At 63.3% G+C, this 21,062-nt stretch carries 18 protein-coding genes; 11 read left to right on the forward strand and 7 right to left on the reverse strand.

Features of this window, described 5'->3' with window-relative positions; all coding sequences use genetic code 11:
- The first annotated feature begins 204 nt into the window (after nucleotides 1-204).
- On the forward strand, nucleotides 205-1,485 hold the full coding sequence (locus tag AC0L3C_RS15365) for a L,D-transpeptidase (RefSeq protein WP_473408379.1): 1,281 nt from the start codon (nucleotides 205-207) through the stop codon (nucleotides 1,483-1,485).
- 384 nt (nucleotides 1,486-1,869) lie between these two features.
- Nucleotides 1,870-2,634, forward strand: coding sequence for an outer membrane protein (locus AC0L3C_RS15370; protein ID WP_473408380.1), 765 nt, complete (start codon nucleotides 1,870-1,872; stop codon nucleotides 2,632-2,634).
- Nucleotides 2,635-2,911: 277 nt separating this feature from the next.
- Here the strand turns inward: AC0L3C_RS15370 and AC0L3C_RS15375 are convergent, their stop codons facing one another.
- From AC0L3C_RS15375 to xylB, 4 genes are all read right to left on the reverse strand, one after another.
- The gene (locus AC0L3C_RS15375) at nucleotides 2,912-3,859 is read right to left on the reverse strand and encodes an ABC transporter substrate-binding protein (protein ID WP_473408381.1); all 948 of its coding nucleotides are present in this window, start codon (nucleotides 3,857-3,859) and stop codon (nucleotides 2,912-2,914) included.
- Nucleotides 3,860-3,954: 95 nt separating this feature from the next.
- Complete coding sequence (locus AC0L3C_RS15380; protein WP_473408382.1) at nucleotides 3,955-4,995, reverse strand: ABC transporter permease subunit; 1,041 nt, start codon at nucleotides 4,993-4,995, stop codon at nucleotides 3,955-3,957.
- Nucleotides 4,988-6,517 carry a sugar ABC transporter ATP-binding protein gene (locus AC0L3C_RS15385; protein WP_473408383.1) on the reverse strand — a complete coding sequence of 510 codons (1,530 nt, stop codon included), beginning with the start codon at nucleotides 6,515-6,517 and terminating at the stop codon, nucleotides 4,988-4,990. The genes AC0L3C_RS15380 and AC0L3C_RS15385 overlap by 8 nt, the downstream gene beginning before the upstream one ends.
- 210 nt (nucleotides 6,518-6,727) lie before the next feature.
- On the reverse strand, nucleotides 6,728-8,173 hold the full coding sequence (gene xylB / locus AC0L3C_RS15390) for a xylulokinase (protein WP_473408426.1): 1,446 nt from the start codon (nucleotides 8,171-8,173) through the stop codon (nucleotides 6,728-6,730).
- 143 nt (nucleotides 8,174-8,316) lie between these two features.
- On the opposite strand from xylB, the gene AC0L3C_RS15395 reads away from it, so the two are divergent.
- From AC0L3C_RS15395 to AC0L3C_RS15425, 7 genes are all read left to right on the forward strand, one after another.
- Nucleotides 8,317-9,570 carry an MFS transporter gene (locus AC0L3C_RS15395; protein WP_473408384.1) on the forward strand — a complete coding sequence of 418 codons (1,254 nt, stop codon included), beginning with the start codon at nucleotides 8,317-8,319 and terminating at the stop codon, nucleotides 9,568-9,570.
- A gap of 24 nt (nucleotides 9,571-9,594) precedes the next feature.
- Complete coding sequence (locus tag AC0L3C_RS15400) at nucleotides 9,595-10,788, forward strand: M20/M25/M40 family metallo-hydrolase (protein ID WP_473408385.1); 1,194 nt, start codon at nucleotides 9,595-9,597, stop codon at nucleotides 10,786-10,788.
- A gap of 227 nt (nucleotides 10,789-11,015) precedes the next feature.
- The gene (locus AC0L3C_RS15405) at nucleotides 11,016-12,023 is read left to right on the forward strand and encodes an alpha/beta hydrolase (RefSeq protein ID WP_473408427.1); all 1,008 of its coding nucleotides are present in this window, start codon (nucleotides 11,016-11,018) and stop codon (nucleotides 12,021-12,023) included.
- A 102-nt stretch (nucleotides 12,024-12,125) separates the two neighbouring features.
- The gene (locus tag AC0L3C_RS15410; protein WP_473408386.1) at nucleotides 12,126-13,214 is read left to right on the forward strand and encodes a mandelate racemase/muconate lactonizing enzyme family protein; all 1,089 of its coding nucleotides are present in this window, start codon (nucleotides 12,126-12,128) and stop codon (nucleotides 13,212-13,214) included.
- A 200-nt stretch (nucleotides 13,215-13,414) separates the two neighbouring features.
- The gene (locus AC0L3C_RS15415) at nucleotides 13,415-13,645 is read left to right on the forward strand and encodes a hypothetical protein (RefSeq protein ID WP_473408387.1); all 231 of its coding nucleotides are present in this window, start codon (nucleotides 13,415-13,417) and stop codon (nucleotides 13,643-13,645) included.
- 473 nt (nucleotides 13,646-14,118) lie between these two features.
- Nucleotides 14,119-15,567, forward strand: coding sequence for a DUF2235 domain-containing protein (locus AC0L3C_RS15420; RefSeq protein WP_473408388.1), 1,449 nt, complete (start codon nucleotides 14,119-14,121; stop codon nucleotides 15,565-15,567).
- 211 nt (nucleotides 15,568-15,778) lie between these two features.
- Entirely contained in the window at nucleotides 15,779-16,948 is a 1,170-nt protein-coding gene (locus tag AC0L3C_RS15425; RefSeq protein WP_473408389.1) for an amidohydrolase, read from the forward strand.
- Nucleotides 16,949-16,954: 6 nt separating this feature from the next.
- Here the strand turns inward: AC0L3C_RS15425 and AC0L3C_RS15430 are convergent, their stop codons facing one another.
- Nucleotides 16,955-17,200 carry a hypothetical protein gene (locus AC0L3C_RS15430; RefSeq protein ID WP_247496821.1) on the reverse strand — a complete coding sequence of 82 codons (246 nt, stop codon included), beginning with the start codon at nucleotides 17,198-17,200 and terminating at the stop codon, nucleotides 16,955-16,957.
- A 65-nt stretch (nucleotides 17,201-17,265) separates the two neighbouring features.
- On the opposite strand from AC0L3C_RS15430, the gene AC0L3C_RS15435 reads away from it, so the two are divergent.
- Complete coding sequence (locus AC0L3C_RS15435) at nucleotides 17,266-18,051, forward strand: DUF72 domain-containing protein (protein ID WP_473408390.1); 786 nt, start codon at nucleotides 17,266-17,268, stop codon at nucleotides 18,049-18,051.
- Here the strand turns inward: AC0L3C_RS15435 and AC0L3C_RS15440 are convergent.
- Nucleotides 18,048-19,235 carry a CaiB/BaiF CoA transferase family protein gene (locus tag AC0L3C_RS15440; RefSeq protein WP_473408391.1) on the reverse strand — a complete coding sequence of 396 codons (1,188 nt, stop codon included), beginning with the start codon at nucleotides 19,233-19,235 and terminating at the stop codon, nucleotides 18,048-18,050. The genes AC0L3C_RS15435 and AC0L3C_RS15440 overlap by 4 nt on opposite strands.
- A gap of 183 nt (nucleotides 19,236-19,418) precedes the next feature.
- Here AC0L3C_RS15440 and AC0L3C_RS15445 point away from each other — a divergent pair, with 183 nt between their 5' ends.
- Nucleotides 19,419-20,306, forward strand: a complete 888-nt coding sequence (locus AC0L3C_RS15445; protein ID WP_473408392.1) for a hypothetical protein — start codon at nucleotides 19,419-19,421, stop codon at nucleotides 20,304-20,306.
- Between the two features lie 93 nt (nucleotides 20,307-20,399).
- On the opposite strand, the gene AC0L3C_RS15450 is transcribed toward AC0L3C_RS15445, so the two are convergent.
- Nucleotides 20,400-20,987 (reverse strand): DUF4062 domain-containing protein, encoded by a 588-nt coding sequence (locus AC0L3C_RS15450; protein WP_473265197.1) that lies wholly within the window; start codon nucleotides 20,985-20,987, stop codon nucleotides 20,400-20,402.
- Nucleotides 20,988-21,062 lie beyond the last annotated feature (75 nt).

A 21,062-nucleotide genomic window follows, 5' to 3' on the forward strand; every position in this document is an offset into this window, starting at 1 on the left:
CCAAGCATGCGAAGAGGCTGATCCTTGGGATCAATGTGGGCCGCGCAATGGCGCGAACGGCCGCTCGTCAATTTTTCCGAAATGTGTTGCCCGATTGCAACGCGTCGATCACAAGCCATTGCGCCCGTCTCAGCGCCAACTCCCACGGTAATTGTGAGTACCGTCCAATTTTCGACCCACTGCGACCAGATTTGGAGGAGAGGCTTGGCGCGCCGTCAGGATGACGCATCAGGCTTCGGCTTCGCGCATCGTCTCGAAACGATGGAGTCGCGCCTACGGGACCGGGCGATGTTCGTTAAGGAATTACCAGCAATGCAGCGCGCGATAACAACCGCTGTATTCGCCATTTTCATGCTCCCCGCGGGGATCGCACACGCTCAATTTCTGTTTGGACCCCAACACACGTTCTGGCGAAGCCATTACGCTCCGTACAAGGACAAGCACCACCACCGGCAGACAAACTCTGAAACGGCGAAGAGCGTTCGGTCCGAACCCCTTCCGAAGGGCCCGCTCCAGATCATCATCTCGATCGCAGACCAACGGGTCTCGCTTTTTGACAACGGGGCCCTGATTGCACGCTCTTCGGTGTCCACGGGAATGGAGGGGCATCCGACGCCCCTCGGCGTGTTCAGCGTCATCAGCAAAGAACGATGGCACCGTTCAAATATTTATAGCGCCGCCCCCATGCCCTACATGCAACGCATCACCTGGTCAGGAATAGCGTTGCACGCCGGTGTCGTGCCCGGACATCCAGCGTCACACGGCTGCATCCGTTTGAAAAATGATTTTGCCGTTCGACTCTGGCATCTCACGAAGCGCGGCACGCGCGTGATCATTGCGCATGGTGATGTCCAGCCGGTCGAGATAATCAATCCGCATCTTTTTCAACCGAAAGCCGCGTCCGGTTCGTCCGAATTCCAGAGTGCCACCGTCGCAACCAAGAGCATCGATGCAGCCGCGGCAACGCAGGGATCACTGGTGTCAAACACCGAGACTCCAGAAGCCGCCAGTCTCCAGGAGCCAGGCTCGGCTCCCGCTGCAAGCGGGCCTAAAAAGATCGTCCCGATCTCCATCTTCGTCAGTCGCAAGTTGAGCAAGCTGTTCGTGCGTCAGGGCTTCACGCCGTTGTTTGATGTCCCGGTCAAGATCGAAAATCCGGAGGAGCCGCTGGGAACGCACGTGTTTACCGCCATGGAATTCCAGAACGAGGGAACGGCTATTCGCTGGAGCGTCGTGTCGATTCCAGAGGAATTGCCCCGTATGTCCGAAGCTGCCACGAAACGGCGAGAAGCGCCCGCGAAGCAAACCGCGCCGGAACCGTTACCCGACAAAGCCAACGCTGCGCTCAACCGTATCGAAATGCCCCAGGATACGGTTGAGAAGATCTCTGAACTCCTGACGCCGGCTTCTTCGTTGATTGTTTCCGACAACGGAATTAGCCAGGAGACCGGAAAAGACACGGACTTCATCGTGGTAACGCATTGACGCGGCGGCGCAACTCACCAACACACGACGCCGCTGCGCAACCCGCTGGAATTGTCCGACGACAACTTGATGTCCGCACCTGAGCCAAAGCGGCGCGAGGTCCGCTAATGGTCTTGGCTGTGTAAAAACAGCTTTCCCCGGGAGGGCGGTGAGGAGCCAGGACGGTTCGGTCTCAGGCCACGATCGCGGCCATCAGCGGCTTGGTCCCTACGACGCTGTCCGCATAGTCCTCTCAATGGCGCCGTAAACCAGTGTCGCGTCAAAGCAACATAGCTCCAACTAAAAGCGCAGCAGACACTTTGGAAACTGACACATGCCCGGCGGGCTTGTTATACAGGTCATCTATGTTTGATGAAAACTCTGCTTTGATGATTGGGGGCAGCGATGTCTTTTCGGAATTTCTTGGGGATTGCGCTGGCTGCGCTCGCGGTATCCGCAACGACAGCGCAGGCTGCTGATCTGGGCACGCGCCCCTACACCAAAGCTCCGGCCGCGGCGGCTCCGATCTATAGCTGGACGAGTTGCTTCATCGGCGGAAATATCGGCGGTGGCTGGGACCGCCAAGGTTACACCAACGTCAACCCGCAACGATTGCCAAATTTCGATCTAGGGTCTGAGCGCAATTCGGGCGTGCTCGGTGGCGGTCAGCTTGGTTGCGATTATCAGGCGGGATCTTGGGTGATCGGCGCGCAAGGCATGTTCCAGGCTGCTGATCTCCGCGGCAGCAACCACGTGGTGCCAGGACCAGCCGACCCTCAATTCCCGAACATCTTTGACCTAAGTGCGAGGACCTCCTGGATTACGACCGCAACGCTGCGGGTTGGCTATGCGGTCGTTCCGCAGGCGCTTCTTTACGCCAAGGGCGGTGCGGCCTGGACGCATGGAAAGCTTGACTACACGATCACTGGAATGGGCCTCGCAAATTACACAGGTGCGGAGACCCGGTCCGGCTGGATTGTCGGAGGCGGTCTCGAATATCTGTTCGCGCCGAACTGGTCGGTCTTCGTGGAGTACGACCACATGGATTTCGGTACGCAGACGCTCAACACACAGGATGCGTTTGGTTTCATCGAACCTATTCGAGTTAGCCGCCGGATAGATACGGCCATGGTTGGCGTGAATTTCAGGTTCGGACCATGGGGTAGGTGAGCAGAGCTTATTCGGTTTATCGTTGTGCAGTCGCCGGACATCGGTAGTTGGTCACAAGCTGTATTGAAAGTCAGGGGTCCGCTCGGTGTCGAAAAGCAGACGTCGGCTGGTCCAGCCCCCGAATATGATGAGAGACGAGATTGAGTCTCTGACCTCAAGATCACGAGCTTAACGAGAGCGCGGCCGACCCAGCCTTGGTCAATCGCTGCACGCCCAGCTAACACCGCACCACGCAAGCCGACGGGCGCCGCGCACGGCGCCGGCCGTCTCCCGCCCGTTACTGCGACCGATCCGAGGTCCAGCCCTTGTAGTCTTTGACATTGTCGCGCGTCACCAGTTTCGACGGCAGCAGCTCGACTGTGGAGGCCGGCTTCTGGCCGTTGAGGATGTTGACGCCGACCTGCACGGCGCGGCGGGCCATGAAGAACGGGTCCTGCGAGGCGGAGGCCTGGATCTGCGTCGCCTGCGGGTCCTTGAGGGCGGCTTCGATGTCGGGTGCGCCGTCGACCGCGGTGATGATGATGCCGGTCCGCTGTTGCTGGCGCGCCGCAAGGTCGGTGCCGATCGCCTGCGGATCGTTGATAGCGAAGATGGCGTCGATCTTGGCGAAGCGAGTCAGATAACCTTGCGCCACCGTGAGGCCGCCTTCGCGCGAGCCCTTGCCGTCCTGGTCGTTGGACAGGACCTTGATACCGGGATTCTTGCCGAGCACGTTCTTGCAGCCAACGACGCGGTCGATCACCGCGGAGACCTGCGGGCCGTTCTCGATGATCACGTCGCCCTTGCCGCCCAGCTTGTCGACGATGTACTGGCAGGAGATCTCGCCGGCCTGGACGTTGTTGGTGGTCACCGTGGCGTCGGCGCCTTCGGCCGCGGTGTCGACGGCGACGACGACGATGCCGGCGGCCTGCGCCTTCTTGATCGCCGGTCCGACCGCCTTGGGATCGCCGGGGTTGAGCAGGATCAGGTCGACGCCGGCGGCGATGAAATTGTCGATCTGGGTGACCTGCTTGCCGAGATCATATTCGAAGCCGACGGTCGTGATCTTTACGTTGGGGTTGGTCTTCTTGGCCTCGAACTCGGCACCCTTCGACAACGCGACGAAGAACGGATTGCCGAGCGAGCCCAGCGAAACGCCTATCGACTTGAGCTCCTTGGCACCGGACGGCGCGGAGCTCAGGACGAGCGCCATCGCGGCGCCGGCAAACGAGATCGACTTCAACATTGGCTTCCTCCCTGGTCTATTGAATCTCCGGTACGGCGACCAGTTGCCGTGACGGAATGAACATGACGGCGCAGCGCCCGCTGCATTTCTTGCTCTCAAGTCCGGGCCGAGCCCTGCAGCCGATAGCGGTCCAGCGCCACCGCGCCGATGATCACCAGGCCCTTGATCACATATTGCCAGACGTCGGACACGCCGATCAGGATCAGGCCGTTCGACAACACGGCAATGATCAGCGCGCCGACCAGCGTTCCCCAGATCGAGCCGATGCCGCCGACAAAGGAGGTGCCGCCCAGGATCACGGCGGTGATGGCGTCGAGCTCGTAGGACTGGCCGAGCTGCAGGCCATTGGCCGCATAGAGCCGCGCCGCCTGCATCGCGCCACCGAGGCCCGCAAGCAGGCCGGACACGCCATAGACGAAGATCAGCACGGCCCAGACCTTGATGCCGGCGAGCCGCGCCGCGCTCTCATTGCCGCCGACCGCGTAGATGTGCACCCCGAGCACGGTGCGCTTGAGCACCAGCCACGACACCAGGATGACCAGCAACGCGATCACCCAGAGCCAGGGAATCGACAATACACCGGGAATGAGGGTCAAGGCGCCGTTGCCGATGAAGGCATAGGGGATCGACGGATTGAAGACCGTGGTGTCGGCGCCGAGCAGCCGCGCCGCGCCGCGCACGGCGGTCAACGACCCCAGCGTGACGATGAACGGCGGCAGGCGCAGCAGCGCGATCAAGCCGCCATTGAGAATGCCGAAGGCGGCGCCGGTGAGCACCGCGGCCGGCAACCACAGCACTCCGAGATCCGGGAATTTGGAGATGATCAGCCCGGCCATCGCCGATGCCGCCAGGATGGAGCCGACCGAAAGGTCGATGCCGCCGGTGAGGATGACGAAGGTCATGCCCGCGGCCAGCACGGTATTGACCGCGGACTGCTGCACCACGATGCCGATGTTCTGGCCGGTGAAGAAGCGGCCGTCCGACAGCACGTGAAAGCCGATGCACAACAACAGCAGCACCGGCAGCATGCCGACCGCGCGAATGATCATCCGCGTCCGCTGCCGCTTCGTCGCCTGCGCGGCGGCAAGACCGGGCGCAGCGGGGACGGTGTTGGCGGAAGCGCCGTTCTCAGGCATCGAGCTGCTCCGTTCCGGTGGCGAGGGCCATGATCTCCTCCTGACTGAGCGGCGATGTCGTGTTGCGCCGGATCTGCCCGGCGATATGTCCTGCGCGCATCACGACGACGCGGTCGCAGATGCCGATGATCTCGGGCAGGTCGGACGAGATGACGAGAACCGCGGTGCCCGACTTCGCGAGATTGTCGATGATCGAATAGATCTCGGACTTGGCGCCGACGTCGACGCCGCGCGTCGGCTCGTCCAGGATCAGGATCTTCGGGCCGATCGCGAGCAGCCGCGACAGCAGCACTTTTTGCTGGTTTCCGCCGGAGAGCCCGCCGGCGGGAACACCGACATTCGCAGCACGGATGCCGAGCCCCGCGAACGCGCGCTTGGCGCGGTCGCGGGCCTTGTCGCGGTCGAGGATGCCGCCGAATTTCGCATCGCGGCCGAGCACCGCGAGATTGATGTTGTCGAGGCAGGACATGTCGAGGAACAGGCCGAGCGCCTTCCTGTCCTCGGTGAGATAGGCAATGCCGGCGTCCAGCGCCTCGCCGGGCGTGCGGATGGAGACCGCGCGCCCGTCGATCTCGACATGGCCCGAGACCATCGGCGCGGCGCCGATGATGAGGTGTGCAAGCTCGGTGCGGCCGGCGCCGACCAGGCCGGCAAGGCCGACGACCTCGCCGGCATGCACCGTCAGCGAACATCCCTTGACGCGCCTGCCGTCGGCGATGTCGACGGCCGCGAGCACCGGAGCTCCCGACCGCGCCTCATTCCTGGGATCATGCTCCTTTTTGTAGAAGGAGGAGACGTCGCGTCCCACCATCATCCGGACGATGGTGTCGGCGCGGATGTCGCCCTTGTCGAGCGAACCGACCAGCGTGCCGTCGCGCAGCACGGTGACCCGATCGCCGAGCGCGTAGACCTCGTCCATGCGATGGGAAATGTAGATGATGGCGAGACCTTCGGCGCGCAGCTGGCGGATCAGCGCGAACAGCCTTTCGCTCTCACCGGCCGACAGCGCGGTGGTCGGCTCGTCCATGATCAGGATCCTGGAGCGGGCGTGCAGCGCGCGCGCGATCTCGACCAGTTGGCGCTGGCCCATCGAGAGATTGGCGACCAGAGTCTGCGGCGTGAAATCCGCGCCGAGCCGCGCCAGGATCGGACCGACGTCGGCCTGCATCGCCTCGCGCGCCAGCAAGCCGCCGCGCGAGACCTCGCGACCGAGATAGATGTTCTCGGCGACGTTCAGATTGGGGGCGAGCGAGAGCTCCTGATAGATGATCGCGATGCCGGCCGCGCGGCCACCGAGCGGACCACTGATCTGCACGGGCTGGCCGTCGATGCGGATTTCGCTGCCCGGGTCCGGCCGGTAGGCGCCCGACAGGATCTTCATCAGGGTGGATTTGCCGGCGCCGTTCTCGCCCATCAATGCGTGGATCTCGCCCGCGTAGACGGTGAGGTCGACGTCGCGCAGCGCCTTGATGCTGAAGAACGATTTGGAGACCCGGCGCATCTCGAGGATGGGCTCGCTCATCACACCTCCCCGACGCGCCGACGGCGGCATCGCAATCTCACCCGCGTCTCGTTGGTCCCTGGCGCGGGTGCAAGCATTAAACAAAAGGTTGTGGCGCAGGGCAATACCTCCCGCACGCCGATGCACGGTCCGGCGCTGCTTTTATCTTTTGCAGACGGAACCGATCTCGCGCGTGATGCCTTTTCTTCGCCACATCATCGCGCATCGCGATCAGCGCCGCGGCCGGTACAGGCGACGCCATTGCGGAAGCCGTTCGGCATAGGCTTGTGCAAGCGCGCGGTCGGGCTCGAACGTCTCGACGCGCCGTGGCGCGGTGCAGACGGCATCGATCGCCTCCCCGGTGACGGCGAGGCGGCCGAGCCGCGCCGCACCAAACGCCGCGCCCGTCTCGCCGTCGGCAAAGCGATGCACCGGCATGTTCAGGACATTGGCCAGCACCGACAACCAGAACCGCGACCGCGAACCGCCGCCGATGACATCGGCCTCCGCGATCACCAGTCCAGTCTCGGCGAGAACGTCCCGGCAATCGGCAAGCGCGAAGGCGACGCCTTCGAGCACGGCCTGCACGATCGCGTCACGATCGGTGGCGTGACTGAGGCCATCGAGCATGCCGCGCACATCCGGGTCATCGTGCGGGGTGCGTTCGCCGGAGAGATACGGCAGGAAGCTGACCGGCGACGGCGCGCTCGGGCGCAACCCGAGCGGCGCCAGCAGGTCGGCCTCAGAGGTCCCCAACAGCCGCGCGATCCAGGCCAGGCACGAAGCCGCAGACAGGATCGCGCCGGCTTGAATCCATCTATTCGGGACGGCGTGACAGAACGTGTGCACGACCCGCTCCGGGTTGGCCGCGATCGTCTCGGTCGGCACCAGCAATGCGCCGGAGGTTCCGAGCGAAATGAAGGCTGCGCCGGGATTGATGGCGCCGATGCCGACGGCTCCTGCCGGATTGTCGCCGGCCCCGCCGGCGATCATCGGCCGCCTGGTCATGCCCCAGCGCTGCGCCAACTCGCTCCGCAGCCGTGCCGACGGCGCGCAGCCCTCGACGAGGCGCGGCATCTGCCGGCGCGATAGTGCGGTCGCGGCGAGCCCCTCATCCGACCAATCGCGGCTGTTAACATCGAGCCACAGCGAACCCGAGGCGTCCGAGACATCCTCGATCGCCTCGCCCGTCAGCACCAGGCGCAGATAGGCCTTTGGTTGCAGCACGAGTTTTGTCGCCGCGAAGATCTCCGGTTCGTGCCTGGCGACCCAAAGCAGTTTTGGCGCGGTGAATCCCGGCATCGCCTTGTTGCCTGTCGTCGTCCGCAAGGCGGGCCAGCGCCGCTCCAGCTCGGCGCATTCCGCAAAGGACCGTCCGTCATTCCAGAGAATGCAGGGCCGCAATGGCGCGTGACCGGCGTCGAGCAGCGTCGCGCCGTGCATCTGGCCGGACAGGCCGATGCCCTCGACCGCGGCCAGTTCGCGCGCGTGATCTGCCGTCAAGGCGTCCAGCGTCGCGAAGGTGGCTTCGATCCACTGCGCCGGGTCCTGCTCGCAATGGCCGGGACGCGGCGAGTTGACCGTCAGCGACCGGCTGCGGCTCGCCACCACGCGCTGCGCGTCGTCGACCAGAACGATTTTGACGGCGGAGGTGCCGAGGTCGATGCCGAGATACATGATGTCACTTGCCTTGCGTGCCCATTGCCTTGCGTGTCCATCGCCTTGTGCGTCCATGGCATTGCGGGCATGGCGGTCCCGATGTTGGCATGCACCCGCCAATCATGTAACCCCACCCGAAACCTTGCCGGGACGGAACGCCCATGACCACCGCCGCCACCCACGACGCGGGAGCCACCCGCGCGCTGATCCTTGCGTTGCTCGCGCTCGCCTGCGGGCACATGCTCTCGACCTTGCTGCGCACCATTCCGGCGGTCAGCCTCGACCTGATGGCGGCGGATTTCGGCATCGAACCGCAGGCGCTGGCGAGCCTCACCTCGGTCTACCCGTTCGCGTTTGCGGCCGCGCAGATCCCGGTCGGCGCGGCGATGGACCGCTTTGGCGTGCGGCCGGTGTCGCTGAGCCTGCTCGCGGGAACCGTGGTCGGCGCCATCGCGTCCGGGTTCGCGACGGGACCCGAAAGCTTCGCGGTCGGACAGGTGCTGCTGGGCGTCGCCACCTCCGGCATGCTGATGTGCCCGATGACATTGGCGGCCAAGCAATTGTCGGCCGCGCGCTTCGGGCTGTGGTCGGGCGCGATCCTCTCGATCGGCAATATCGGCATGCTGTTGTCGTCGAGCCCGCTCGCTTTCGTGGTCGACACCTACGGCTGGCGCGCCGGGTTCTGGATCGCAGGCCTCGGCGGCGTCGCCGTGGCACTCGCGGTGTTCCTGCTGGTGCCGAGCCAGCCCGCCGAGCACAAGGACGAATCCTCGCCGCTGTCGCAGATGATCGAGGTGCTCAGGCTGGGATTGTCGCGGCCCTTGCGCGGCCTGATCGCGCTGGCGCTGGTGTCGCTCGCGACATCGCTGGTGCTGCGCGGCCTGTGGGGCGGACCGTGGCTGATGCAGGTCAAGGGATTGTCGCGGGTCGAGGCCGGCAACCAGCTCGGCGCGTTCACGCTCGCGATGATTGCCGGTCCGCTTCTCGTCGGCATGATCGACCGCAGGATCGGCCGCCGCCGCGCGCTGGTGGCCGGAACGCACCTGGTCGGCGCATTGCTGCTGGCGCTGATGGCGTTAGGGGCGCCGCACTATGCCGTCTCGATGCTGCTCGGCCTTCCCGTGATGCCGCCGCAATACGACCTCGTGCTGTTCGTGCTCATTGGCTTGGCGACCTCGGCGCAGCCGCTGCTGTTCGGCATGTCGCGGCAGCTGGTCGACGCACAGGTCGCGGGCAAGGCGCTCGCGGCGATCAACCTCGCCTTCTTCCTCGGCGCGGCGCTGATGCAGTCGGTCACCGGCGCGGTGGCCGCCTTCGCGGGGCTGCCGGCGGTGCTGCTGTTCATGGCAGCCATGCTTGGCGTCGGCGCGCTGATTTTTTTGGTCTATACCTCGCCAAGACCGGCGATAGAGTAGAGCCCTGCATCAAGGGGACATCTCATGCCTGTCGACACCAAGGCCGCCACCGACCGCCTCATGCGCTTTCTCGCCGTCGAGGGCGTCACCGGACAGGAGGCCGCGATCGGGCGTGAGCTCACGGCTGCGCTGAAGGAGAGCGGCGTTCCGGCGAAGGCGATCCGGCTCGACGACGCCAATACCCGCATTCCCGTGCCGACCGAGACCGGCAACCTCATCGTCGACCTGCCCGGCCGCGGCGCGCTGCACAACCAGCCGCGCATCATGTTCATGACCCACATGGACACCGTGCCGCTGTGCGCCGGCGCCAGGCCGAAGAAGTCGGGCCGCAAGATCGTCAATGATGCCAAGACCGCACTCGGCGGCGACAACCGCTGCGGCTGCGGCGTGCTGGTGACGCTGGCAGCCGAGCTCGAAAAGCAGAAGCTCGATCATCCGCCGATCACGCTTTTGTTCTGCGTCCGCGAGGAGAGCGGGCTTTACGGCGCGCGCCACGTCAAGCTCGACGAGCTCGGCTCGCCGGTGATGGCGTTCAACTATGACGGCGGCTCGGCTTCCAACGTCGTCATCGGTGCGGTCGGTGCGGATCGCTGGACCGTCGAGATCTTCGGCCGCGCCTCGCATGCCGGCGTCGCGCCGGAGCGCGGCATCTCCTCGACCATGATCCTCGCGCTTGCACTGGCCGACGTGAAGGCCAGCGGCTGGTTCGGCAAGGTGGTCAAGCGCAAGCAGCAAGGCACCAGCAATGTCGGCCCCGTCACCGGCGGCGAGGGGCGGCCTGCGGGCGACGCCACCAATGTTGTCACCGACTACGTGCATGTGCGCGGCGAAAGCCGCAGCCACGACGGAAAGTTTTTCAAGGAGATCACCAAAGCCTACAAGGCCGCGTTCGAGAAGGCGGCCAAGAAGGTCACCAACGCGCAAGGCAAATCCGGCAAGGTCAAGTTCAAGGCCGAGACCCATTATTTCCCGTTCCGCATGAAGGACAACCTTCCCGTCGTCAAACGCGCGGTGGCGGCCGTGTCCGCCGTCGGCGGCACCCCGAACGTGCGCACCGCCAATGGCGGCCTCGATGCCAACTGGATGGTCCGCCACGGCGTTCCGACCGTCACCTTCGGCGCCGGCCAGAACGAGGCGCACACGATCGACGAATGGATCAATCTCGACGAATATGACCGCGCCTGCGCGCTGGCTGTGCAGCTCGCGACGATGCGGTAGTAGGATGCCAAAGCAATTCGTCACGGACCGTGCTTGATCTAGATCAAGCGAGGTCGGGCCCGAAGGTTATCCTCTGCCGGCAGATTGCAAACCAGAGGCAACGGCCCATTGCCATCCTTCGCCGCAGTATGAGTTCGGAGGTCCTCCCCCGCAGCCATTGGCACGTCGTGGGCACCCTGATGGTGTTTTTGGCGTGCGCGTCCTGCGCAGGACGCCCCTTGCAGGGCGTGCTCGTTCCGGTCGAGGCCGCGGAGAGCACGTCGCGTGTTCCGGTGCTTGTTGCGACGACCCGCGAGCGCGCTGCCGTCGACACTGGCGACATGTTCAGCCGCGAACGTGCCGCCGCGATGTCCTACGCGATGGTCTCTGTCTCAATTCCGCCTGACGAGGCCCGCGTGGTCGGAGCGATCCAGTGGCCGACGGTGCCGCCCGGCGATCCGCGCCGCGAGTTCGTCACGGTGTCGGCCGACTACCTCGACAGGGCCGGCTTCAATACCGCCATCAACAGTGTCGCCAAGAAGACCCGCCGCAGCAAGGCGATGATCTTCGTCCACGGCTTCAACAACCGCTTCGACGATGCGGTCTATCGCTTCGCGCAAATCGTCCAGGACTCGCGAGCCCCGGTGATCCCGATCCTGTTCTCTTGGCCCTCGCAAGGCCTGGTCGGATTGCGCGCCTATGAGCGCGACGGCGAGGTCGCCCGTGAATCCGTCGGATCGCTCGACGGGCTGATCGAGCAGGTGGCGCTCAACCCCGCAATCCGCGAGGTCACCGTGCTCTGCCATTCCATGGGCTGCCTGATCACGCTGAATGCCCTCCAGGCCAGGGCACGCCGGACTGGGAAGGTCGGCGGCAAGATCAGGAACGTGGCTATGGTGGCCCCCGATGTCGACTTCGCAGCGTTTCGCGAACAGATGCAGGAAATGGGATCGTCGCGGCCGCGCTTCGCGCTCTTCCTGTCGCAGGATGACGGTGCGCTGAAGCTGTCGAAGTCGATCGCGGGCGGCCTCACCCGGCTCGGCGATGTCAACGCGGAGGAAGAGCCTTACAAGGACGAACTGGCGCGGGCCAATATTCTGGTATTCGACATCACCCGCTTACAGGGACAAGCGCATTCGCGCGCCTTCGAAGACGTGACCACCGTGATGGGCATGATCGAGCGCAGGCTCGCTCAAGGTCAGCAGCTTGCCGAGGACGCTTCGCGGCGACCGGCCGCCGGCGCGCCGGCGCACTAGCTCAACGGGATCTTGCCCAAGATGCGCCGCGATGTCGCAACGACCGCATTGCCGCGGCGCGACCGTCGGTCTAGCCTGCAAAGAAAACGCAGGGAGAAAATCATGCCGCGCATTTCAAACATCGAGACCGGATTCTACCGGATCCCTCTCCCCGTCATGCTCTCCGATTCGACCCACGGCGACATCGCAGCGTTCGAACTGATCACCTGCCGGGTGCGCGATGCCGATGGCGCCGAGGGCGTCGGCTACACCTACACGGTCGGGCGCAATGGCGGTGCCGTCGCCGACATCCTCAAGCGCGAGATCCCGCCGCTGGTCGAAGGCCGCGAGGCCGATGACACCGAGGCGATCTGGCATCAGGTCTGGTGGGCGTTGCATTACGGCGGGCGGGGCGGGCCGGCGGTGCTGACGCTCTCGGCACTCGACATCGCGCTGTGGGATTTGAAGGCGCGGCGCGCGCAATTGCCGCTGTATCGATTGCTCGGCGGCTTCGATGCGCGCGTGCCTTGCTATGCCGGCGGCATCGACCTCGATCTCTCGGTCGAGGCGCTGCTGGAGCAGACCGATGGCAATCTCGCCAAGGGTTTTCGCGCGATCAAGATGAAAGCCGGCCGCCCCGATCTCAAATCGGATGTCGCCCGGGTCGCGGCGATGCGGCAACATCTCGGCGACGGCTTTCCGCTGATGGTGGATGCCAACATGAAATGGACGGTCGAGGAAGCGATCCGCGCCGCCCGGGCGTTCCAACCCTACGACCTCACCTGGCTCGAGGAGCCGATCATTCCCGACGATATCGCGGGCCATGCTCGCATCATGCAGGTCGGCGGCGTGCCGATCGCGGCGGGCGAGAATTTGCGTTCGCTGTGGGAGTTCAAGAACTACATCGTCGCGGGCGCGGTGTCCTATCCCGAGCCTGACGTCACCAATTGCGGCGGCGTCTCCGCCTTCATGAAGATCGCGCGGCTGGCGGAAGCGTTCAACCTTCCCGTCACCAGCCACGGCGCGCACGACATCACCGTGCACCTGCTCGCAGCCTGCCCGAACCGGTCGTATCTGGAGGCGCACGGTTTTGGGCTCGACAAATATATCGAGCATCCGCTGGTGCTGCAGGACGGGCTGGCGCTCGCGCCGGACCGGATCGGCCACGGCATCAGCTTCGACTGGAATGGGCTGGCGAAGCTGTCGGCGTAGCGCGGATCCGCCCGTCTCTGGTTCAGGGGAGCTGGGCAAAGCGGCCGATCGGAACTCTTTATCTCGCGGCGAGGGTCCCTCAACGTGCACTGTCGCCGGTCCGGGGCCTCAATATTCCATGTAAGATTGCACTCGACGAGTTGCATCCAAGTCGCTACCATGAGTTGATTTTACACACGTATGATATTGCGAGATTTGCGATGAGAGCATTGCTTATCGTTCTCGGCTTGCTCGTTGTGCAGCTTTCAATGCAACGAGCTTACGCCGAGCCATCATCCAAGGAAATCGATCAAGCCCTGCACGATCTGTTTCCCCGCAGTTCGGATCAGATGACGGAAGACGCCCTTCGGCGCGCTTACAGGAGAGGCTATCAGCGCGGTCTTGAAGACGCGCGGCCGCCTCAACCTCAAGAAAAGCCAAAAGGAAAATAGCCTTTCATCGCCACGCGACTATTTCAGGCATATTCGGAGGGGATGGTGCTGCCCTATTGCCTTCGTCAATTTCATTCTTGCGCGCCCCGGCTCCGTCTCAGATTGTTTCTGGTCGTCACGCTCGCATTGATTTTGCTACCGGCATTCTCTGGTCGCAGTGACGCCTCTTGCGACCACACAATCATGCTCAGAGATGATGTGTCCGAGACGATCACGGCATTCTTTTATACTCAAAACGGAAAGATGAGCAGAAACCTTCTCGTGGACTACTCTCCGATCCTCCATTCCAAACAACTTCCTATCGAGTTGCAGGGATCCGGGCCATCCAAACTCTATGTCATACTCAATGATAGGAACGACCACCCAGTGGAGGGTTATGTCGAGAACATATGCCAGCTGGCGAAAATCATCATTGTCTATGATAGACTTCGCCAACCGATGATGAACTTGCAATGAGTCCGCCCCGGAGGCTCGTGCTCCTACTGGATGGCACCTGGAACGAGGATGCCGAGACCGATCAAGACACCAATATCGTCAGGTTGCGCGATGTCATTTCGCGCAGCGTAACATCCGAATTCTACGTCCCTCGCTCGATCGAAGCCGTCGACAAGGCCGACAGTGGACTCGTGCAATTCGGAGCGTGCAAATTCCGCGATTGCGACTATTTCATTTTCTACGAGCGCGGCGTGGGCACCGGATCAGGATTTAGCCGCTACACGGGCGGAGCTCTGGGGCGCGGCGTGGACCAAAATGTTCGCCGCGCGTACAAATTCCTTTCGCAATACTATGTACCTGGAAGCGAGATCTTTATCTTCGGATTCTCGAGAGGCGCCTATACCGCGCGCTCAGTCGTGGGATTCCTGACATCAGCGGGCCTCTTGAAGGCCCAAAACTGTACCCCCGATCTGGAGCAGAAGGCATGGGACTACTATGCTATGGCGGCCAACGATCGGTTTCCGGGGATCAAGGCGCAGCTCGACACGTATGTGCATTCGCCGAGCGACCTCCGGATCGCATGCGTCGGTGTGTTCGATACTGTTGGCGCTCTCGGCGTCCCATTATCCTCATTTTGGCGGGTCAATAGGGAACGCTACGAGTTTCACGACGTTCTTCTTTCCCCGATCGTGAAACTCAATTTGCATGCCTTGGCGATTGACGAGAGCAGGCTCCAGTTCGCGGCCAACGTGTGGCGGCAGAGCAAATTTCGAGTCAGCAACTCTGTCACCGAGCAGGTTTGGTTCCCGGGCGTGCACGCAGATGTCGGGGGAGGTTTTTTCAGCGATCTGGAGCGCAATCGAGGACCGCGGCAGCTCGACGATGTGACGTTCGACTGGATGATTAAGCGACTTCTGCATCACTATGCCGACTTTCCTATCCTCGACTTCGCCTTCGCACCTCTTCCGGGACCAAGCCTCGCGGGACAACCTCTTCAACATGATTCACGGGCTGGACCGTACCGACTTTTCCCAATTGCCGTTCGCGCCGTTGGAAACCTACCGCCACCGCTGCTGCGGCGCGAGCGGCTCGTGAGTTGGAATCGCAACGAAGCAGTGGTCGGCGAATCAATTCACATCTCATCGATCGAGCGCGTTGGAACGCCGGTCAGGATAGATGTCGCGAGCGCAATTGAAGAAAGGTTTTATCTCCCAAGAAACCTGATCGAACATCTTCCTAACCTTTGGGAGATGTACTGCAAGAATCCTTTCCGGGATTGGAGCTTGGAAGCAGTGACGATCACGACATGGACAGGCGATCCCATCGCTCCCGGAACGGCAACGGATGAGGACAAGGAGCTTGCGCGGAAGGCCGTGGAGCAAGCCTATGAACGCTTAAAGGGACTTGGGTACGATCTTCTATCCGACACGTGGAACTCGGAAACTGCCGCCCCGTTCCTGGCAGCCGGAAAACGAGCGGCGGAATAGCTGCACGACGAACGGAAGCCTTGAGAACCGCGATCTGGACCAGATGGCAAGAGGCCCGGCCATCGATCCCTCTGCCGGCCCTCCCTCTCACAGCCAGGCTTCAAGGATAAGATCGCGTTGCTGCACGCGAGGCATTCGCTGACGCTTGATGCAAGCTGCGGTTATTCGGCTATGGTGTCGACGCCGACACACAATCCGAGAGAATCCCGCCTTGAGCCCCGAGCTTCACCAGAAACTGACCGCGTGGCGCCGGCATTTGCATGCGCATCCCGAACTGTCCCTCCAGGAGAAAGCTACCGCCGCTTTCGTGCAAGAAAAGCTCACCGAGCTCGGCATTCCCTTCGTGTCAGGCGTTGGCGGTCACGGCATCGTCGCGACCCTGACGCGCGGCCGCGCCCAGGGCCGCGTCGGCCTGCGCGCCGACATGGATGCGCTGCCGATCACCGAAGATACGGGCCTAGCTTACGCTTCGCAAAATCCCGGTGTGATGCATGCCTGCGGCCATGACGGGCATACCGCTTCGCTGCTCGGCGCCGCCGCGCTGCTCGCCGCCGACACCAGCTGGAGCGGGACGGTCGATTTCATCTTCCAGCCGGCCGAGGAAGGCTTTGGCGGCTCGCGCGCGATGGTCGCGGCCGGCCTGTTCGAGCGCTTTCCGATGCAGCGGGTGTTCGGCTTTCACAACTGGCCGGGCCTTGCCGCCGGCACCATCGCGGTCCATGACGGCGTCGTCATGGCCTCCGGCGGGCGCGTCAGCATCACCATCGATGGCCATGCCGGTCACGCCGGCATGCCGCATCTGACGCGCGATCCGGTGATGGCGGCCGGGCATCTGATCGTGGCGCTGCAATCGATCGTGTCACGCAGCGTCGATCCGCTCGACACCGCTGTGCTCTCGCTCTGCACGCTCGAAGGCGGCACGGCACGCAACCAAATCGCCGGACGCGTTTCAATCGGCGGCACGCTGCGCTACCATCGCGATGCGGTAAAGGACACCGTCGTGGCGCGGATCGAACAGATCTGCGCCGGGATTGCCACGAGCTTCGGCGTCAAGGTGACGCCCGAGATCGTCATTGGCGTCGGCGTCGTGATCAACACGGCGGCCGAGGCAGATCTCGCGCGCCTCGCCGCGAACAAGGTGCGGGCCGAGTTGCGGCGCGACCTCGCGCCCAGCATGGCCGGTGAGGATTTCGCCCATTATCTCTCGCGGCGCCCCGGCGCCTTCGTCTGGATCGGCAACGGCGAATTGCGTGATGGCGCCGAGTTGCACGGCCCGCGCTATGATTTCAACGACGCGATCCTGCCGGTGGCATCGAGCTGGATGGCGGAAGTCGCCAAGGCGGCGCTGGCTTCAAACAAGGCGGCGCTGGCCTCGAACTAGGCGCGCTCAAGAAATCTCGCGCGGCAGCTTCCAGCCCGGCTTCGGCTCGAACGTCTCCTCGACCTGCGCGACGTGATAGCCGGCGGGCAGAAGCCGGCCGCCCTCCTCGTCCGCGACCGGCACGTCGGTCACCAGCCCCTCGATCAAGGCGGCTTCCCACACCTCCTTCTCGGAGGGAAAGGGGTCGCCGATCTGCTTGTTGCCTTCGAACAGCGCGTACATCGGTTCCGGTCCTGCGTTGATCAAGCTCACGAGCAACGTATCGGCCGCACGGACGTTCCCAATCCGGCAAATCGCAACGGATGGACACGTCAAACATGGCGCGCGTTCTGATCGGAACTTCCGGCTGGCATTACGCCTCCTGGCGAGGCCCGTTCTTTCCCGAGGGCGTGACGCTGAAGCAGCAGCTGAGCTACTACGCCGGACAGTTCGACACCACCGAGCTGAACGGGGTGTTCTACCGCACCCCGACGCCGGAGGCCGTCGAGGGGTGGCGGGAGCAGACCGGCCGCGATTTCGTCTTTGCCTGGAAGGCCTCAAAATTCATCACGCATTGGAAGCGCCTGTCGGATCGCTCGGTGAACAGCCTCGAACTGCTCGAGGATCGCATCTCACGGCTCGGCGGCAAGGCCGGCCCGATCCTGTTCCAGCTGCCGCCGCAATTCGAGGCCGACGCGGACCGCCTCGCCGGTTTCTTCAAGCTGTTGTCGCGGAAGCGGCGTTACAGTTTCGAATTCCGTCATCCGAGCTGGTATCAGCCGCGCATCTTGCGGATGCTGGCCGACGAGAACATGTCGCTGTGCCTGTCCGATCATCACGATGCGCCCGCGCCATGGAAGCGCACGGCGGACTTCGTCTATGTGCGCGGACACGGGCCCAGCGGGCGTTATCACGGGCACTATACGAAACCCGCGCTGGCGCAATGGGCGCGGCGCATCAAGTCCTGGAAGCGGCAGGGCTGCGACGTCTATGTCTATTTCGACAACGACCAGAAGAGCGCGGCGCCGGCCGATGCCCGGGCGTTGCAGCAATTGCTCAACGTGCGGCAAAGCGCGGCGATCACGACGGCAAGCCGCCGTGCGGACACCGTTGTTCACCGCTAGACGATGCCGCCTTGCCGGAGCGCCGCGATGGCGGCCTTGTCGTAGCCGAGCTCGCTCAGGATAAGGTCGGTATGCTCGCCGAGCGTCGGCGGACGCGTCGCGATCTCGCCGGGCGTTTCCGAGAGGCGGACGGCGGCCCGCGACACTGGTGCGGGCTTCGGCAGACCGGGATAGTCGACGTCCTGCATGAAGCCGGCGGCGCGGATGTGCGGATGATCCAGCGCTTGTTGCGGGCTCAGCACGGGGCCGGTCGGAATCATGGCCTTGCCCAGGGTGTCGACCGCTTCCTGCGTGGTGCGCTCGGCGCACCAGCGCGCCATCCGCTCGCTGATGACAGGGCCGTTGTTGCCGCGGCTGATGTCGTCGGCAAAGCGCGGATCGCCCAGCCACAACTCTTCCTCGCCCATCAGTTTCGCCCAGCGCTTGAACAGCGGATGCCCCGTGACCTGGCACAGCACCCAGCCGTCCCTGGTGCGGTAGATGTCGGCGGGCGCCGCGGTCTGGCCGAGATTGCCTGTCGGCACCCGATTGACGTTGATGACGGCCTGCTCGATCAGCGTGGCATTGGTGAAGGACAAGGCGGTTGCGAGCAATGCGCCCTCGACGATCTGCCCGCGCCCGGATTTGCCGCGCTCGATCAGCGCGGCGAGCGTGCCGAACGCGCAATGCAGCGCGGTCCCGAAATCAACCCAGTTGACCGCGGCCCGGTAGGGCGGATCGCCTACGCCCGTCATGTACACCGAGCCCGACATGACCTGGCCGACGCCGTCGAAGCCGACGCGGTCGGACCATGGCCCCGGCCCGCCGAACGCGGTGGCCGTCGTCAGGATGATGTCCGGCTTGATCGCCTTCAGCGAGTCGTAATCGAGCTTCATCGCGCGCAAGGTCTGCGGCGGTAGATTGGCGACGACCACGTCCGCGGTCGCAATCAGCCGGCGCATCACCTCCTGCCCTTCCGGCTTCATCGGATCGAGCGTGAGGCACTTCTTGTTGCGATTGACCTGAAGAAACAGCGCACCTTCGCCGCCCTCGCCCACCGGCGCCACGAAGCGATCCTCGCTGCCGTCGCGCTTCTCGACGCGAATGACCTCGGCGCCGAATTCGGCCAGCAAGGTCGCGCAATAGGGCCCCGCGATATAGCGCCCGAAATCGAGAACCCGGACGCCGTCCAGAACCCCTCCCATCGATCTCTTCCTTTGTGCTTTTTGTCAGCTTACAGGGATTGGCATTTGCGGCAAGGTGGCAACGGACGCCACGCCCTTCCCTCAAGCCATGCCCTGCCCTCAAGATGTGATCGGCGAATCATTTCGACTGGCGGAAATTGTGCTCTAGTATGGACCTGTCCCTCCCCCATCAGAGCCTCATCCATGCCGCAACAATTCGATCGCTCCAAAGAAGATCTCGGCAACGCGATCCATTTCGAGCACGTCAACATCCAGGTCCCGGACCAGCGCCTCGCCACGCTGTTCTACGTCACAGGCCTCGGGCTCACCCGCGATCCCTATCTGATGGTGTCCGACACCAACATGTGGATCAATGCCGGCCGCAGCCAGTTTCATTTGCCGAGCGGCAGGCCGCAGGTGTTGCGCGGCCATACCGGACTGGTCATCGCGGGCCGCGAGGCGCTGCTCGCCCGGCTGGCGTCGGTCGCAAAGAAGCTCGAGGGCACTGCGTTCGCCTTCGCCGAGCACAACGACCATGTCGAGGCGATTTGTCCGTGGGGCAACCGCCTGCGCTGCTACGAGCCCGACGCCGCGCGCTTCGGCCGCGTCGCGCTCGGCATTCCCTATGTCGAGTTCGACGTGCCGGTGGGATCCGCCGCGCGCATCTGTGCCTTCTACCCCGAGATCATGGGCATGCCATCAGAGCTGTGGAACGGCGACGGCACGGTCGCCGCCGTGAAAACGGGCCGCGACCAGCATCTGCTGTTCCGCGAGACCGATCGGCCCCAAGGCGACTATGACGGCCACCATGTGCAGATGTACATCACCGATTTCTCCGGCCCGTACCGCAAGCTGCTCGCACGCAATCTGGTCTCGCGCGAGGACAATCAGTACCAGTACCGCTTCTGCGACATCGTCGATCTCGACAGCGGCAAGCCTCTGTTCACGGTCGAGCACGAAGTGCGCAGCGCCACCCACCCGATGTTCATGCGCCCGATGGTCAATCGCAATCCGGCGATCAACAACCGGAACTATGCGGCTGGCCACGATCAGTCGTTCTGGGCGATGGAGCCGGACCAATACGAGGGATAGGGGCTGGGTTGTGCGACCGAGCTACGAAATTTCTGGCCGCGGGCCGCTGACAGTATGCCACTTGAGGCGTTTCCGCTGAAACGAGCGAGTGACTCATGCTTCCTTCGCTTTGACTACCATCGCTTCTTTCATTATTCGGTCACCCAGCTCCGTGAGCTGGAGCCATTCGCCCAAACCACCATTCGTATTCGTTCCACGAATTTCCTTAATCAGACCGTACGCTCCAAGCTGTACTCTGATCTGGTCTGCGGTGACCGAGTTGAGATCGATCCCGCTGCGATTAGACCGCCCCGATTGCTTGAGATAGCGCTCCAGATAAATCGCCAGGTCTTTGGCACTTGCGGTATCGACAACTTTGGGGCGATGCCGACAAATATCTCTCGCCACGTCATTTTGATTGACGAATTTACCGTTTCCCCACGCTGGCCCAAGTAAGTAAACTTCACGTCGTACTGAGAATCTAGCGGCGCCATATCGGGCACCAACCAACAACACGTAATAATCGCACTGATCTATTACCCGTTGAATGTACTTAAATTGCTCCATGTCGATCGCAGGGAAACCCTCCATACCCGCAGGAATATGATCGAGATCGAGAATAGCTTCGATAGCCTCGCGACGCTCCTCAACTAAGTCGGTGTAAGTCGAAGAAACGAAAACCTGATACTTCTTAGCTTGCAAGTGATAATCCTCGAGCCACGCAGAATGAAGAGGTCAGTGTCGACAGCCCGCGCTATGCAACGTTGAAGTCGATTG

It is taken from the genome of Bradyrhizobium sp. WSM4872 (assembly GCF_055811715.1).